We start from the raw sequence: 12,844 nt of genomic DNA, 5'->3' as shown, positions 1-12,844 counted from the left end.
CATGTTCGCGGGCGGGGACCTCGGACGCGGCTCCGGCGGCCGTCTCCGGGTGCGGTCTCCGGGTGCGGTCTCCGGGCGGGCTAGGCCTTGGGCTCCTGCGTGATGCGCACCATGTTGCCGGAGGGGTCGCGGAAGGCGCAGTCGCGCGGGCCCCAGGGCTGGTCGATGGGCTCCTGCAGTACTTCGGCGCCCGATCCCCGCACCTTCTCGAAGGTGGCGTCGAGGTCGTCGGTGCGGAAGACGGTCATGGGCAGGACGCCCTTGGTCAGCAGTTCCTGCAGGGCGTCGCCGTCGGCCTGGGACCGGCCCGCGTGGGGCTCGGACAGCACGATCTCCAGGCCCGGCTGGGTGGGGCTGCCGAGGGTGACCCAGCGGAAGCCGTCGGAGGCGACGTCGTTGCGTACTTCGAGGTCGAGCGCGTCGCCGTAGAAGGCGAGCGCCTGGTCCACGTCGTTGACGGTGATGTGGCAGTACTGGAGTGCGATGGTCATAGGACCAACGCTAGGCGGCGGGGCGGCGGGCCGCTTCTCCGATCCTGCTCGTAGAGTCCCTGGTCGGCCGGGTGCGCGCCTTGGCCACGCAGGGCGGCATCGCCGTCACGGCGCTGTGCTCGCGGGCGCGGTAGGCGCTGGGAGTCTCCCCCACGATCTCGGTGAACCGCGTGCTGAAGGAGCCGAGCGAGGTGCAGCCGACCGCCATGCACGCGTCGGTCACGCTCATGCCCGCGCGCAGCAGCGCCATGGCCCGCTCGATGCGGCGGGTCATGAGGTAGCTGTAGGGCGTCTCGCCGTAGGCCGCCCGGAACCGCCGCGAGAAGTGCGCCGGGGACATGAGCGCGTGGCGGGCCATCGTGGGCACGTCGAGCGGACGCGCGTACTCCCGGTCGATCAGGTCGCGCGCCCGCCGCAGGTGCGCGAGGTCGGCGAGCTCTTGCGGGGTCATGAGGGCAGCGTATCGGCTCCGCGAAGCACGCTGACCTGCGGGTACGGGTCCGGCGGGGGTGGCCCCGGGGCTCGGGCGGTTCGCGTGCGGTGTCAGGCGGGCGGCCAGGTGATGAGGGTGTGGCCCCAGGTCAGCCCGGCGCCGAACCCGGCGAGCAGGACCAGTTCGCCGGGCGCTATGCCGCGGGTGCGCACGGCGCGGTCGAGGGCGTAGGGGAGGCTGGCGGCGCCGATGTTGCCGACCTCGTGCCCGGCGATGACCATCTGGCCGGGCTCCAGCCCGGCCCGGTCGGCCAGGGAGGTCACCAGGCGGGGGTTGGGCTGGTGGGGGACGACCAGTGCCAGGTCGGCGGGTTTGAGGCCGGCGTCGCGGGTGGCCTCCTCCACCAGGCGGGGGAGGATCTCGGTGATGAAGTCCCGCACGGCGGTGGCGTCCATGTGGATGGTGTGGCCGCGGGAGGCGAGGGTGGCGGGCCCGGCGGGGAGCCGGCTGCCGCCGGCGGGGATGAGCACGTCGCCGGCGCGCGAGCCGTCCGAGCCCAGGGTGACGGGGCCGATGCCGTAGGGGGCGGGGACGGGTCCCACGACGGCGGCCGCGGCGCCGTCCCCGAACAGCGCGCTGGTGGCGCGGTCGTGCTCGTCCAGGAAGCGGGAGTAGACCTCGACGCCGATGACCAGGGCGTAGGGGGACGAGCCGCGCTGCAGCGTCAGCCAGCCCAGGGCGGCCTGCAGCCCGTAGACGAACCCCGAGCAGGCGGCGGCGACGTCGAAGGCGGCGGCGTTCGGCGCGCCCAGCAGGGCCTGGACGCGGCAGGCGGTGGAGGGGCCGAGCTCGTCGGGGGTGGAGGTGCCGACGACGATCAGGCCGATGTCCCGCGGTTCCAGGCCGCCGGCCTCCAGGGCGCGCAGGGCCGCGGCCGCGGCCAGGTCGGAGGCCGCCTGGTCGGCGGAGGCCACGTGCCGGTGGCGGATGCCGGTGCGCCGTTCGATCCAGGCGGGGGCCAGGCCCAGCGCGCGGGAGAGGTCCTCGCTGGAGACGCGCTTTTCGGGCAGGAAGGATCCGGTCCCGCGGATCGCCCAGTGCCGGTGCCGGTGTTCCTGCCGTTCCCCTCGTGACCTGACGGGCATGCCGCGCCCTCCTCGCCTCGATCCCATCCACCGGTCCCTGACCTGGGCCGATGGCGCGGGGAGCGGGCCGACCGCTCGCGCACGGTTGTCAGTCCGATCCCTTGCGTGAATAATCCCATTTCAATAGTTTTTTTCCATGTCGGCATACCAAGCGCACTTTATCCACGAAGCCAGGAGTTTCTTGCCCGTTGGTAAGGAGAACCCCCCATGTCCGCTTCTGACGAGGTTCCTTCCGGGTGGGTGCGAGAGGCGGGGGCGGGTGGCCCGTGCGCCCTGCTGTTCCCGGGAACCGGCTCGGCCGGTCCGCCCGACCTGCGCGCCCTGCCGGCCGCCCATCCCGCCGCGGCAAGCGCCGTCGAGGAGGTCCTGGACGCGGTCGACACGGCCGCCCGACAGGCCCTGGCCGAGGGAGCGGAGGTCCCCGAGGGGGCCCCGGGCGCGTCGGCGCGGTGGCCTTCCATGCGGGAGATCCTGTGGACCGACCCGGACCGGTACGCGGCCGCGTCCACGGTCGCGGGAGTGCCGCAACTGGCCGCCTACACCGCCTCGGTGGCGGTGGACCGGGCGCTGCGGGCGGCGGGCGCGGTGCCCGCGTTCGCCGTGGGGCAGAGCTTCGGGGAGATCGCGGCGCTGGTGAGCGCGGGGGCGTTCGGGGTGGCCGAGGGCGCGCGGATGGCCCTCAGCCTGGTAGGGGTGCTGGGCCGGGCCGGCGCGGGCGGCGGGATGGGGCTGCTGCTGGCCGGCGAGGACCGCGCCCGGGTGCTGATCGAGGGTGCGGGGGCCGGCGCGGAGGTCGTGGTGGCCTGCGTGAACGCGCCGTCGGTGACGGTGGTCAGCGGCCCGGAGGGGCCGCTGGAGAAGGTGCTGGCCTTCGCGCGCGGCGCGGGGGCGCGGCCGGTGCGGCTGGCGGTCCCCTACCTGGCGCACCATCCGGCGATGGCGGGCGCGGACGCGCAGTGGTACGAGATCATCCGGGCGTTCCCGCAGGGGCCGCTGCGGATGCCGGTGCACTCCCCGGTCCGCGGCCGCGCCTACCGCGACTCCGACGACCTGCACCGGGCGCTGGCCGACTGCATCGTCAAACCGGTGCGGCTGCCAGGGGTGCTGCGGGAGGTGCACGCGGCGGGCGCGCGGGTGTTCGTGGAGGCGGGCGCGGGGGACGCGCTGTGCCAGTGCGCGCGGGCGTGCGTGCCGGACGCGCGGACGCTGGTGCCCCTGCCCGACAGCCGCCGCTCCCGTCCGGGCCCCCGGCAGGAGCGGGTCCCCGCGCCGACGGCTCCCTGACCCCTCGCTGACCTCTCTGGCAGTCCCCCCGACCGCGACAGGAGCGCGTGATGGGCACCGATCCCCGGCCCGATCCCGATCTGCTGCGTTTCGTGCGCGGCCCGTCCCTGAGCGAGGAGATGCGCGAGCGGGTCGCCCGGGCGGTCCCGGGAGAGTTCTTCGTCCACCCTGACGGGCTGACGCCGCGCGAGCAGCAGGCGCTGACCTACCGGCGGCTTCGGGCGGCGGGGCTGAGCGCGCCGCCGGCCGCCGAGCTGCTGGCCGATCCGCCCGCGCTGTGCGCGCTGCTAGAACGTGCCGCGATCGCCGATCCGGCACTGTTCCACGTGATGCTGCTGCACTACACGCTGGTGCTGGGCCCGATCCTGCGCTTCGGCACCGACAACGACGGCGACGGCGGTGTGGGCGCCGAGCGGGCGGGGCTGGAGTCGATGTCCTCGTTCGGGGCGCTGCTGATGACCGAGCTGGGCCGCAGCAACAGCCACCTGTCGCCCCGCACGATCGCGCGGCACGACCCGGCGACCGGCGGGTTCGTGCTGGACTCCCCGGACGCGCAGGCGGCCAAGTTCCCCACCAGCACCGCGCATCCGCGCGTCCCCAAGACCGCCGCGGTGTACGCCACGCTCGTGCAGGGCGGGCGCGAGCGCGGGGTGTTCGTGTTCGTGGTGGCGTTGCGCGGGCCGGACGGGGCGCCGGCGGAGGGGGTGGAGATCGTCGAGGCGCCCGACACCACCGGTCTGCAGGTGGACTACGCGGCGGTGCGGCTGCGGGGGCTGCGGGTGCCCCACCGGGCGTGGCTGCGCGATGGCGCGCGGATCGGCGCCGACGGCTCCTTCCACGATCCGGTGGGCGGCGCGGCGCAGCGGCTGACGCGGTCGATGGGGATCGCCCCGGCGGTGTGGCGGGCGGTGATCTCGGTGTCGGCGGCGATCACGCGGGCGTCGGCGGGGATCCTGCTGGCGCATTCGGCGGGCCGGGTCACGCTGGGGCGGCTGGCGCCGCTGCGTCCGCTGACCGACTACCGCAACCAGCGTGACGCGGTGCTGGGGTCGCTGGCCTCGGCGTACACGCTGACCGCGGTGGCCGGGCGGGTGAAGGCGGCCGGCACCTCCAGCGGCGGCGGGGCACCGGCGCCAGGCCCGGATCCGGGTGCGGGCGGTCCGTCGACGGCGTGGGCCCCGTGGTCGGCGGTCGACCGGGACCTGGCGCTGCTGAAGGCGGCGGCGACGGTGGAGGCGCAGGAGACGGTGTCGCTGTGCCGGGTGCACTGCGGGGCGCCGGGGTTCACCGCCACCGACCGCCTCAACGCCTACCGGGGGCTGGCGCACGCGTACCTGAACGCCGGCGGCGACAACCAGCTGATCCTGTTCGACACTGCGCGGGCGATGGCCGCCGGGGACCGCTACGAGCCGCCGCCGGTGGAGGCCGCGCCGGCGGGGGGCGGTGATCTGCTGTCGCCGGGCGAGTGGCTGCGGATGGCGCGCGCGTGCGAGGCGCGGATGGGGGCCCGGCTGGCGGATCGCGTGGGCGCGGCGCGGGCGGCGGGCCTGGACGGTTTCGATGCCTGGAACGGCAACCTGGTGCTGGCGGCGCGTACCGCGACCGCGTGCGCGGACCGGATGGTGCTGGAGACGCTGGCGGGGGTGTGGGAGCAGGCGCCCGAGCCGCTGCGGGCGCTGCTGCGCTTCTACGCGCTGGGGTGGATGGACCGGCGTGCGGGGCAGCTGCTGGACGAGGGGGTGCTGGCGCCGGGGTCGCTGGAGCGGGTGTGGGCGCTGCGGGGCGAGGTGGGGGACGTGCTGGCGCCGCGGGCGGCGGAGCTGGCGGAGGCGTTCGAACTGCCCGCCGAGATCACCGCGCCGACCTCGTTCGTGCCGGGCATGTGACCCGGCCCCCGCCGCGGCAGGCCCCACCGGGCGGGGCCTGCCGGGGCCTGCCGGGGGTTTCGCGCGGCGTGGAGGGCCTGCGGGTGCGGGGGATGTTCCCCTACGGTGTGGTGAGGCGGCATTTGCCGCCGCCGAGTAGCGGAAGCGGCGGTGGGAACCGGTACCGGTTGACTACCGTTCTCGTTACAGACCGTACGGGTGACAGGCGCCCGCGCGGAGTCGATACGGAGGTAGCACAGTGGGAGTCAGTCTGAGCAAGGGCGGCAACGTCTCGTTGACGAAGGAGGCTCCCGGACTGACCGCGGTCGTGGTGGGTCTGGGCTGGGACGTGCGGACCACGACCGGCAGCGACTTCGACCTGGACGCCAGCGCCCTGGTGTGCTCGCAGGAGAACAAGGTCCTGTCGGACAAGCACTTCATCTTCTTCAACAACCTCAAGAGCCCCGACGGCTCGGTGGAGCACACCGGTGACAACCTGACCGGTGAGGGCGAGGGCGACGACGAGCAGCTCAAGGTGAACCTGGCCTCGGTGCCGGCGGAGGTCGCCAAGATCGTGTTCCCGGTGTCGATCTACGACGCCGACAACCGGCAGCAGAGCTTCGGCCAGGTCCGCAACGCCTTCATCCGGATCGTCAACCAGGCCGACAACAACGAGATCGCGCGCTACGACCTGTCGGAGGACGCCTCCACCGAGACCGCGATGGTGTTCGGCGAGCTGTACCGGCACGGCGCGGAGTGGAAGTTCCGCGCGGTCGGTCAGGGCTATGCCTCGGGCCTGTCGGGGATCGCCTCGGACTTCGGCGTCAACGTCTGAGATCGGGGTCCCCGGGACGGGTGCCGTCGTCCCGTGCGGGTGCGCGCGGGCGTGTGACCGCGACCAGGAGGGCGCCGGGCCGGACGGCCCGGCGCCCTCCTTTGTCGTGTGCGCGCCTGCCGCCTGCCGCCCTGCCGTCGGCGGGCGGAGGGGTCAGGTGCTGAAGGGGACGGCGGCCAGGGCCTCGACCTCGATGAGCAGGTCGTCGCGGAAGAGGGCGGAGACCTGCACGAGGGTGCTGGCGGGGGCGGTTCCGGCGGGCAGGAACTCGTCGCGGACGGCGCGGACGGTGGCGACCTGGCCGGCGTCGCGGACGAAGTAGCCGAGTTTGATCACGTGTTCCCAGCCGGCTCCGGCGGCGTGCAGCGCGGTGGCCAGGTTGGTGAAGACCTGGCGGGCCTGGGCGGCCAGGTCGCCGGGCCCGACCAGGGCGCCGGAGGCGTCCAGGGGCACCTGGCCGCTGACGACGACCAGGCGGCCGGGCGCGTCGACGGAGATGACGTGGCTGTATCCGGGGCCGGGGGCCAGCCCGCCTGGGGCGAGCCGGCGGATGTGGGGGCCGGGGCGGGTCTCGCTGTCGCTCACATGATCCACGCTAGCGGCCCGGGCGCGGCCGGCGGCCGGGTGGCCGGTCGGGTGGCCGGTCAGGTGGCCGGTCAGGTGGCGAGGAGCTCGGCGCGCAGCCGGGTCTTCAGCAGCTTGCCGCCGGGGTTGCGGGGCAGTTCCTCCTCGCGGAACCAGACATGCTCGGGGATCTTGAACGGGGCGATCCGCCCGGTCAGGAAGGCGCGCAGCTCGGCGGTGGTGAGGGTGGTGCCGGGGCGCAGCCGCACCACGGCGCCGACCTCCTCGCCCAGGGCGTCGTGGGGGACCCCGATGACGCCGCAGTCGGCGACGGCGGGGTGCTCGTAGAGGGCGGCCTCGACCTCGGCGCAGTAGATGTTCTCGCCGCCGCGGATGAGCATGTCCTTGGCGCGGTCGACGATGTAGACGAAGCCGTCCTCGTCCAGGCGGGCCAGGTCGCCGCTGTGGAACCAGCCGCCGGCGAAGGCGCGGGCGGTCTCCTCCGGGAGGCCCCAGTAGCCCTTGATGACGTTGGGGCCGCGGATGAGCAGTTCGCCGACCTCGCCGCCGGGCAGTTCGGCGCCGTCGGGTCCGGCGATCCTGACGTCGCAGACGGCGACGGGCGGGCCGACGCTGTCGGGGCGTTCCAGGTAGTTGACGCCGCCGTTGTAGGTGGTGACCGAGGAGGTCTCGGTGAGCCCGTAGCCGTTGCCGGGGGTCCGCTCGGGCAGCCGCTGCCTGATCTTGTCGACGAGGGTGGGCGGGGCGGGGGCGCCGCCGAAGCTGACGCCGGTGAGGCTGGAGGTGTCGTAGTCGTCGAAGTCGGGCGAGGTGAGGACCTGCCAGGCCATGGTGGGGACGCCGCCGAAGCCGGTGACGCCCTCGCGCTGGATGAGCCGCAGCGCCTCGCGGACGTCCCACTTGTACATCAGGACGACGGTGCCGCCCTGCAGGGCGCTGCTGACCAGGGCCGAGTGGCAGCCGGTGGCGTGGAAGAAGGGGACGCTGAGCAGGGTGACGCGGCGGGATGGCGCCGGGGGCCGGTCGGGTGCGCCGCCGGCGCGCACCCCGGCCGAGGCCAGGCCGTAGGCGAGGCTGAAGGGGTTGGTGGCGATGTTGCGGTGGGTGCCCAGTGCGCCTTTGGGGCGGCCGGTGGTGCCGGAGGTGTAGAAGATCGTGGCGTCGTCCTCGGGGTCGAGGGGGACCTCGGGCGGCGCGGTGGCGGGGTCGACGGCGCCCAGGGCGTCCTCGAAGGAGTGCGTTCCGGCGGGGAGGGGGCCCTCGGCGCGGGCGACAAGGGTGGGCAGCGCGAGCCGGGGCAGGGCCTGGGCGAGGCGTTCGGCGCGCTGGGCGTCGGCGACCAGGAGCTTGGCGCCGCTGTCGGTGAGGCCGTATTCGAGTTCGGCGGCGCTCCACCAGGCGTTGAGGGGGACGACGACGGCGCCGGCGAGGGCGGCGCCGAAGAAGGCGACCGACCATTCGGGGTAGTTGCGCATGGCGATGGCGACGCGGTCGCCCTTGGCGATGCCGTGGCGGTCGATGAGCAGGTGGGCGAAGGCGGCGGCGCGGGCGTGGTGGTCGGCGAAGGTGAGGCGGTCGTCGCGGTAGACCAGGAAGTCGGCGTCGCCGTGGGCGCGCGAGAGGTCCAGGATCTGGCGCAGGTCGGTGGGGGCGTGCTTCCACACGCGGGTGCGGGCGCCGCGGATGTCGATCTCGTCCATCTCGAAGAGCCGCCCGGGCGCGGTCAGCGCCGCCCGGGCCTCGGCGATGGTCGTCACCGCGCCGTTCATCGCGCCACCTCCGCTCACCGAACAACATTCGGCCGATCTGGGGTGAATGTACGACCGGTTCGGCGGGCCGGTCAACGGTGCCGCCGGCCGCGCGCGTGGTCGTGGAGGGGGTGCGGGGCTGCGAGAATGGGCGCATGACCGAACGCAGGCCGATCGAGTGCTGGCTGTCGGACATGGACGGCGTCCTGGTGCACGAGGGCCACCCGATCCCGGGGGCCGACGAGTTCATCCGGCGGCTGACCGAGTCGGGCAGACGCTTCCTGGTTTTGACCAACAACTCCATCTACACCCGGCGCGACCTGTCGGCGCGGCTGGCCTCGATGGGGCTGATGGTGCCGGCGGAGGCGATCTGGACCTCGGCGCTGGCGACCGCGCAGTTCCTGGCCGACCAGCGGCCGGAGGGGTCGGCGTATGTGATCGGTGAGGCGGGGCTGACCACGGCGCTGCACGAGGCAGGGTACGTGCTGACCGACATCGAGCCCGACTACGTGGTGCTCGGGGAGACCCGCACCTACAGCTTCTCGCAGATCACCCGGGCGATCCGGCTGATCGAGCGGGGCGCGCGGTTCATCGCGACCAACCCCGATCCGATCGGGCCGTCCACCGAGGGGTCGCTGCCGGCGTGCGGCGCGGTCGCGGCGATGATCACCAAGGCGACCGGGGTGGATCCCTACTTCGTCGGCAAGCCCAATCCGCTGATGATGCGGACCGCGCTGAACCGGGTGGAGGGGCACAGCGAGTCCACGGCGATGGTGGGCGACCGGATGGACACCGACGTGGTCGCGGGCGTGGAGGCCGGGCTGGAGACGATCCTGGTGCTGAGCGGGGTGACGCGCAAGGAGGAGGTCGAGCGGTTCCCGTTCCGGCCCTCGCACGTGCTGCCCTCGATCGCCGACGTCCTGCCCATGATCGGGGAACGTTCCGACCCCTGACCCGCCCCTCGTCGTGGCCGTCCCGCCCCGGGCGTCCGGCACGTCCGAACGTGTCCGGCGCGGCACGCCGATGTCGCGGTACGTCACCCGCGCCGCATTTCCCGTTACGCTTCGTGTTGATCATGGGTTTTTCGGGGTGCGTCGCTTCGGGGGGCGGGCATGGACGAAAGCTTGGGCATCGGCACCGGTTCCGGTGCGTGCATCGGTGCGGTCGGGGGTGTGGCGCGCCGCCGCAGGGGGCGGGGCGCGGACGGGCCGGCCGTCTGAGGGCGGCGCGGCATGCATCGACTCCAGGAGCGGGCGAGCGCCCTCGAGGGCCCGCGGGGCCCCGGGCGGCGGGGGCCGCGGCGGCGCGGTGCCGGGCCGCGGTGGTGGTGGACGGCCGGGGTGTGCGCGGCGTGCGTGGCGGTGGGTGCCGGGCTGGCGGTGTGGTCGGCCGGGGGGCCGGACCGCACCGCCTCGGCGACCGGCGCCGAGCGCGACGGGCGTGCGGGCCGGCCGGCGGCCGGGTCCGAGGGCGGGCCGGCGGCGGCGCGGGGGCCGGTGGTGGTCAACGGGCGGGCGCAGCCGCCGCGGGTGCTGGTGCCGCGGGCGGCCACGGGCCGGTACTGGATGGTGCCGGTGGCCGCGGCGCCGCCGGCCGGCACGGGCATGCTGGTGCCGTACGCGGTGGAGGTGGAGCGGGGGCTGCCGTTCCGTTCGGGGCGGTTCGCGGCCGAGGTGCACCGGGTGCTGAACGATCCGCGCGGGTGGGGCAGGGGCGGCCGGCTCAGGTTCGCGCGGGTGGCGCGGGGGCCGGTGCGGTTCACGGTGTCGCTGTCGAGCCCGGCGCTGACCGACCGGATGTGCCTGCCGGCGCGCACGCACGGGTGGCTGTCGTGCCACAACGGGGGGCGCGCGGTGATCAACGCGCGGCGCTGGGGGCTGGGCGCGGCGCCCTACGGCGGTGATCTGGCCGGGTACCGGGAGTATCTGATCAATCATGAGGTGGGGCACGCGCTGGGGCACGGGCACCGGGGGTGCCCGGGGCCGGGGCGGGCGGCGCCGGTGATGGTGCAGCAGACCATGTCGCTGTACGGGTGCCGGGCCAATCCCTGGCCGTTCCCGCGGGGCTGACCGCGCCGTCGCCCGGGGGCCTAGACTCGGGGCCACACCATGCGCATGATCAAGAGGGCGGGCTCCCACGAGCTGGAGGTCCGCAGGTCCCGGTTCGTCTGCACGCTGGCGCGCGTCCCCGACGAGGGCGCGGCGGCGCGGTTCATCGCCGATCATCGCCGGGCCCACCGCGACGCGACGCACAACTGCACGGCCTACGTGGTGGGCGAGCACGGGGAGATCACCAAGAGCAGCGATGACGGGGAGCCGGCGGGGACGGCGGGGGTCCCGATGCTGGAGGTGCTGGTCCGGCGGGGGCTGACGGGCGTGGTGGCGGTGGTGACGCGGTATTTCGGCGGGGTGAAGCTGGGCGCGGGCGGGCTGGTGCGCGCCTACGGGCAGGCGGTGTCGGCGGCGGTGGACGCGGTGGGCGTGGTGGAGCTGCGGCCGGTGGTGACGGTGACGGTGCGGGTGGAGCACGCGGTGGCGGGCCGGTTGCTGGGGGATCTGCACGGTGCGGGCCGGGTGCCGTCCGATGTGCGCTACGCCGGCGAGGTGGAGCTGGACGTGGCGGTCGAGGTGGCGGAGGCGGCGGCGTTCGAGGCGTGGGTGGCGGAGGTGACGGCGGGGCGTGCCCGGACCCGCCGTGGCGCGCTGGGTCATGTCGAGGTCCCGGTCCCCTGACGGGCCGCGCGGGCGGGGGAGCGGCGGCCGAGGGCGAGGCCGGCGACCAGGACGCCGGCCAGGGTCACGGCGGCGGCCAGGTGGTAGGCGGTGCCGAGGCCCTCGGTGAGTTCGCCGCGCAGGGCGTCGCCGTCGAACCCGGCCGTTCCGGCGGCGGACACGGCGACCATGAGGGCGGTGCCGACGGCCAGCCCGGTCTGGTGGGTGACCGAGGCCATGCCGGAGGCGACGCCCTGGCGGCCGGGGGCGACGCCGGTGCCGGCGGCGATCCACATGCAGGTCCAGACGATGCCCATGCCCAGGCCGGTCACCATGATCGCGGGCAGGACGGCGGTGAAGGGCGCGCCGGGGGAGAGGGTCAGGCCGAGCAGGGCCAGTCCCGCGGTTCCGGTGAGCAGCCCGGCGGCCAGGGCGGTGCGCATGCCGGTGCGGGCGATGAGGCGTTCGGCGGCCTTGGTGCCGGCGATGTTGAGCAGGGTGAGGGGCAGGTAGGCCAGTCCCGCGCGCAGGGGGTCGTAGCGCAGGACGTCCTGCAGGTAGACGGTGAGCAGGTAGTAGTGGGCGCCCAGTCCCGCGCCGAACACCGCGGTGATGGCCATGGCGGCGACCAGGCTGGGGTTGGCGAACATGCGCGGCGGCATGAGCGGGTCGCGGCCGCGGGCCTCGATGACCGCGAAGGACGCCAGCAGGGCCAGGCCCGCGCCGGTGGCGGCCAGGACGGGCGCGGAGGTCCATCCCCAGGCGGGGCCCTGGGCCAAGGCCAGGACCAGCAGGGTGATCCCGGCGGTCGCGGTCAGCGCGCCGGGCAGGTCGAAGCGCCGCGGCCGCTCCTCGCCGTGGGCCTCGTCGGGCGGCAGCAGCGCGAACGCGGCGGCGAGGGCGGCCAGGGCCAGCACGACGAAGATGTAGAAGGTCGACTCCCAGCCGAATGCGTCGGTGAGGACGCCGCCCAGCAGCGCCCCGGCGGCCAGGCCGCTGCCGCCCATGGCGGCCCAGACGGCCATGGCGCGGTTGCGTTCGGGGCCCTCTGCGAACAGGGTGCCGACCAGGGCCAGGGTGGCGGGGAACAGCAGCGCGGCGCCCAGTCCCTGCACGGCGCGCACGGCGACCAGGAGGGCGGGGGTCTGGGCGAGCCCGCCGACCAGTGAGGACACCGCGTACAGCAGCAGGGCCAGGACGAACATGCGGCGCCGTCCCAGCAGGTCGGCGGCCCGTCCGCCCAGCAGCATGAAGCCGCCCAGGGTGATGGCGTAGGCGCTGACCACCCACTGGAGGGTGTGGCCGGGGAAGTGCAACTCCTGCCCGATGTCGGGCAGGGCGACGTAGACGATGTTGTAGTCGATGGCGATGATGAACTGGGCGAAGGCCAGCAGGGCCAGTGTCCATCCGGGGCGTGCGGGCGTCGGTGAGCCGGGCATGGGTTCCTCGCGGCGGGTCGGTCGGCGGTCCGCGCGGGGGGCGCGTCCGTCACGCCGCGAGGGTAGAAGCTGACATCAGTGTCAGATTCAAGCCGCGGACAGGCGGGGGCGGTCGGCGTTGATCCCGATCCCCTTGGAGCGGGCGCGCGCACGCCCAGGTCCAGCGCGGCGCGGCGGAACCAGATGCTCGACCACATTCCCGTGTTGCCGCGGTCGCCGATCAGGTTGAGACCAGCCTGCGTTCCTGGGTGCAGGAGCTTCTCCAGCGAGGAATGGCAACGGTGCGGTGGCCGCGTTCGGCGCCGGAC

Annotated in this window: 12 protein-coding genes; 6 read left to right on the top strand and 6 right to left on the bottom strand. The window is 74.7% G+C overall.

All coding sequences use genetic code 11. From position 1 onward, the window contains the following. Positions 1-80: 80 nt before the first annotated feature. The 3 genes from ACZ466_RS49130 to ACZ466_RS49120 form a co-directional block, all read right to left on the bottom strand. Positions 81-491 (bottom strand): VOC family protein, encoded by a 411-nt coding sequence (locus ACZ466_RS49130; protein WP_378287244.1) that lies wholly within the window; start codon positions 489-491, stop codon positions 81-83. 10 nt (positions 492-501) lie between these two features. Next, the gene (locus ACZ466_RS49125) at positions 502-942 is read right to left on the bottom strand and encodes a helix-turn-helix transcriptional regulator (protein ID WP_378287243.1); all 441 of its coding nucleotides are present in this window, start codon (positions 940-942) and stop codon (positions 502-504) included. Between the two features lie 92 nt (positions 943-1,034). Next, the gene (locus ACZ466_RS49120) at positions 1,035-2,069 is read right to left on the bottom strand and encodes a 3-oxoacyl-ACP synthase III family protein (protein ID WP_378287242.1); all 1,035 of its coding nucleotides are present in this window, start codon (positions 2,067-2,069) and stop codon (positions 1,035-1,037) included. A gap of 207 nt (positions 2,070-2,276) precedes the next feature. On the opposite strand from ACZ466_RS49120, the gene ACZ466_RS49115 reads away from it, so the two are divergent. From ACZ466_RS49115 to ACZ466_RS49105, 3 genes are all read left to right on the top strand, one after another. After that, a complete protein-coding gene (locus tag ACZ466_RS49115; RefSeq protein ID WP_378287241.1) occupies positions 2,277-3,353 on the top strand; it encodes an ACP S-malonyltransferase in 1,077 nt (358 codons plus the stop codon). 50 nt (positions 3,354-3,403) lie between these two features. Next, positions 3,404-5,239: an acyl-CoA dehydrogenase gene (locus tag ACZ466_RS49110; RefSeq protein WP_378287240.1), complete on the top strand. Its 1,836-nt coding sequence runs from the start codon at positions 3,404-3,406 to the stop codon at positions 5,237-5,239. Positions 5,240-5,477: 238 nt separating this feature from the next. Continuing rightward, positions 5,478-6,053, top strand: coding sequence for a TerD family protein (locus ACZ466_RS49105; protein ID WP_378287239.1), 576 nt, complete (start codon positions 5,478-5,480; stop codon positions 6,051-6,053). Positions 6,054-6,206: 153 nt separating this feature from the next. Here the strand turns inward: ACZ466_RS49105 and ACZ466_RS49100 are convergent, their stop codons facing one another. Continuing rightward, positions 6,207-6,638 (bottom strand): RidA family protein, encoded by a 432-nt coding sequence (locus tag ACZ466_RS49100; protein ID WP_378287238.1) that lies wholly within the window; start codon positions 6,636-6,638, stop codon positions 6,207-6,209. A 71-nt stretch (positions 6,639-6,709) separates the two neighbouring features. Beyond that, positions 6,710-8,407: a class I adenylate-forming enzyme family protein gene (locus ACZ466_RS49095; protein WP_378287237.1), complete on the bottom strand. Its 1,698-nt coding sequence runs from the start codon at positions 8,405-8,407 to the stop codon at positions 6,710-6,712. A 134-nt stretch (positions 8,408-8,541) separates the two neighbouring features. Here ACZ466_RS49095 and ACZ466_RS49090 point away from each other — a divergent pair, with 134 nt between their 5' ends. From ACZ466_RS49090 to ACZ466_RS49080, 3 genes are all read left to right on the top strand, one after another. Next, entirely contained in the window at positions 8,542-9,339 is a 798-nt protein-coding gene (locus ACZ466_RS49090) for an HAD-IIA family hydrolase (protein WP_378287236.1), read from the top strand. Between the two features lie 279 nt (positions 9,340-9,618). Beyond that, positions 9,619-10,455: a DUF3152 domain-containing protein gene (locus ACZ466_RS49085; protein WP_464042076.1), complete on the top strand. Its 837-nt coding sequence runs from the start codon at positions 9,619-9,621 to the stop codon at positions 10,453-10,455. Positions 10,456-10,494: 39 nt separating this feature from the next. Continuing rightward, on the top strand, positions 10,495-11,118 hold the full coding sequence (locus ACZ466_RS49080) for a YigZ family protein (RefSeq protein WP_378283149.1): 624 nt from the start codon (positions 10,495-10,497) through the stop codon (positions 11,116-11,118). On the opposite strand, the gene ACZ466_RS49075 is transcribed toward ACZ466_RS49080, so the two are convergent. Beyond that, positions 11,094-12,536 carry an MFS transporter gene (locus ACZ466_RS49075; protein ID WP_378283150.1) on the bottom strand — a complete coding sequence of 481 codons (1,443 nt, stop codon included), beginning with the start codon at positions 12,534-12,536 and terminating at the stop codon, positions 11,094-11,096. The two genes, ACZ466_RS49080 and ACZ466_RS49075, sit on opposite strands and share 25 nt — an antisense overlap. Positions 12,537-12,844 lie beyond the last annotated feature (308 nt).

Source organism: Actinomadura rugatobispora (assembly GCF_055379765.1).
This window is presented reverse-complemented; position numbering and strand designations above follow the sequence as displayed.

Bases quoted from the DNA above. Each gene is read 5' to 3' on its own strand.
- ACZ466_RS49075 (WP_378283150.1), bottom strand. From the start codon at position 12,536: ATGCCCGGCTCACCGACGCCCGCACGCCCCGGATGGACACTGGCCCTG.
- ACZ466_RS49120 (WP_378287242.1), bottom strand. From the start codon at position 2,069: ATGCCCGTCAGGTCACGAGGGGAACGGCAGGAACACCGGCACCGGCAC.
- ACZ466_RS49110 (WP_378287240.1), top strand. From the start codon at position 3,404: ATGGGCACCGATCCCCGGCCCGATCCCGATCTGCTGCGTTTCGTGCGC.
- ACZ466_RS49125 (WP_378287243.1), bottom strand. From the start codon at position 942: ATGACCCCGCAAGAGCTCGCCGACCTCGCGCACCTGCGGCGGGCGCGC.
- ACZ466_RS49115 (WP_378287241.1), top strand. From the start codon at position 2,277: ATGTCCGCTTCTGACGAGGTTCCTTCCGGGTGGGTGCGAGAGGCGGGG.
- ACZ466_RS49095 (WP_378287237.1), bottom strand. From the start codon at position 8,407: ATGAACGGCGCGGTGACGACCATCGCCGAGGCCCGGGCGGCGCTGACC.
- ACZ466_RS49090 (WP_378287236.1), top strand. From the start codon at position 8,542: ATGACCGAACGCAGGCCGATCGAGTGCTGGCTGTCGGACATGGACGGC.
- ACZ466_RS49130 (WP_378287244.1), bottom strand. From the start codon at position 491: ATGACCATCGCACTCCAGTACTGCCACATCACCGTCAACGACGTGGAC.
- ACZ466_RS49085 (WP_464042076.1), top strand. From the start codon at position 9,619: ATGCATCGACTCCAGGAGCGGGCGAGCGCCCTCGAGGGCCCGCGGGGC.
- ACZ466_RS49080 (WP_378283149.1), top strand. From the start codon at position 10,495: ATGCGCATGATCAAGAGGGCGGGCTCCCACGAGCTGGAGGTCCGCAGG.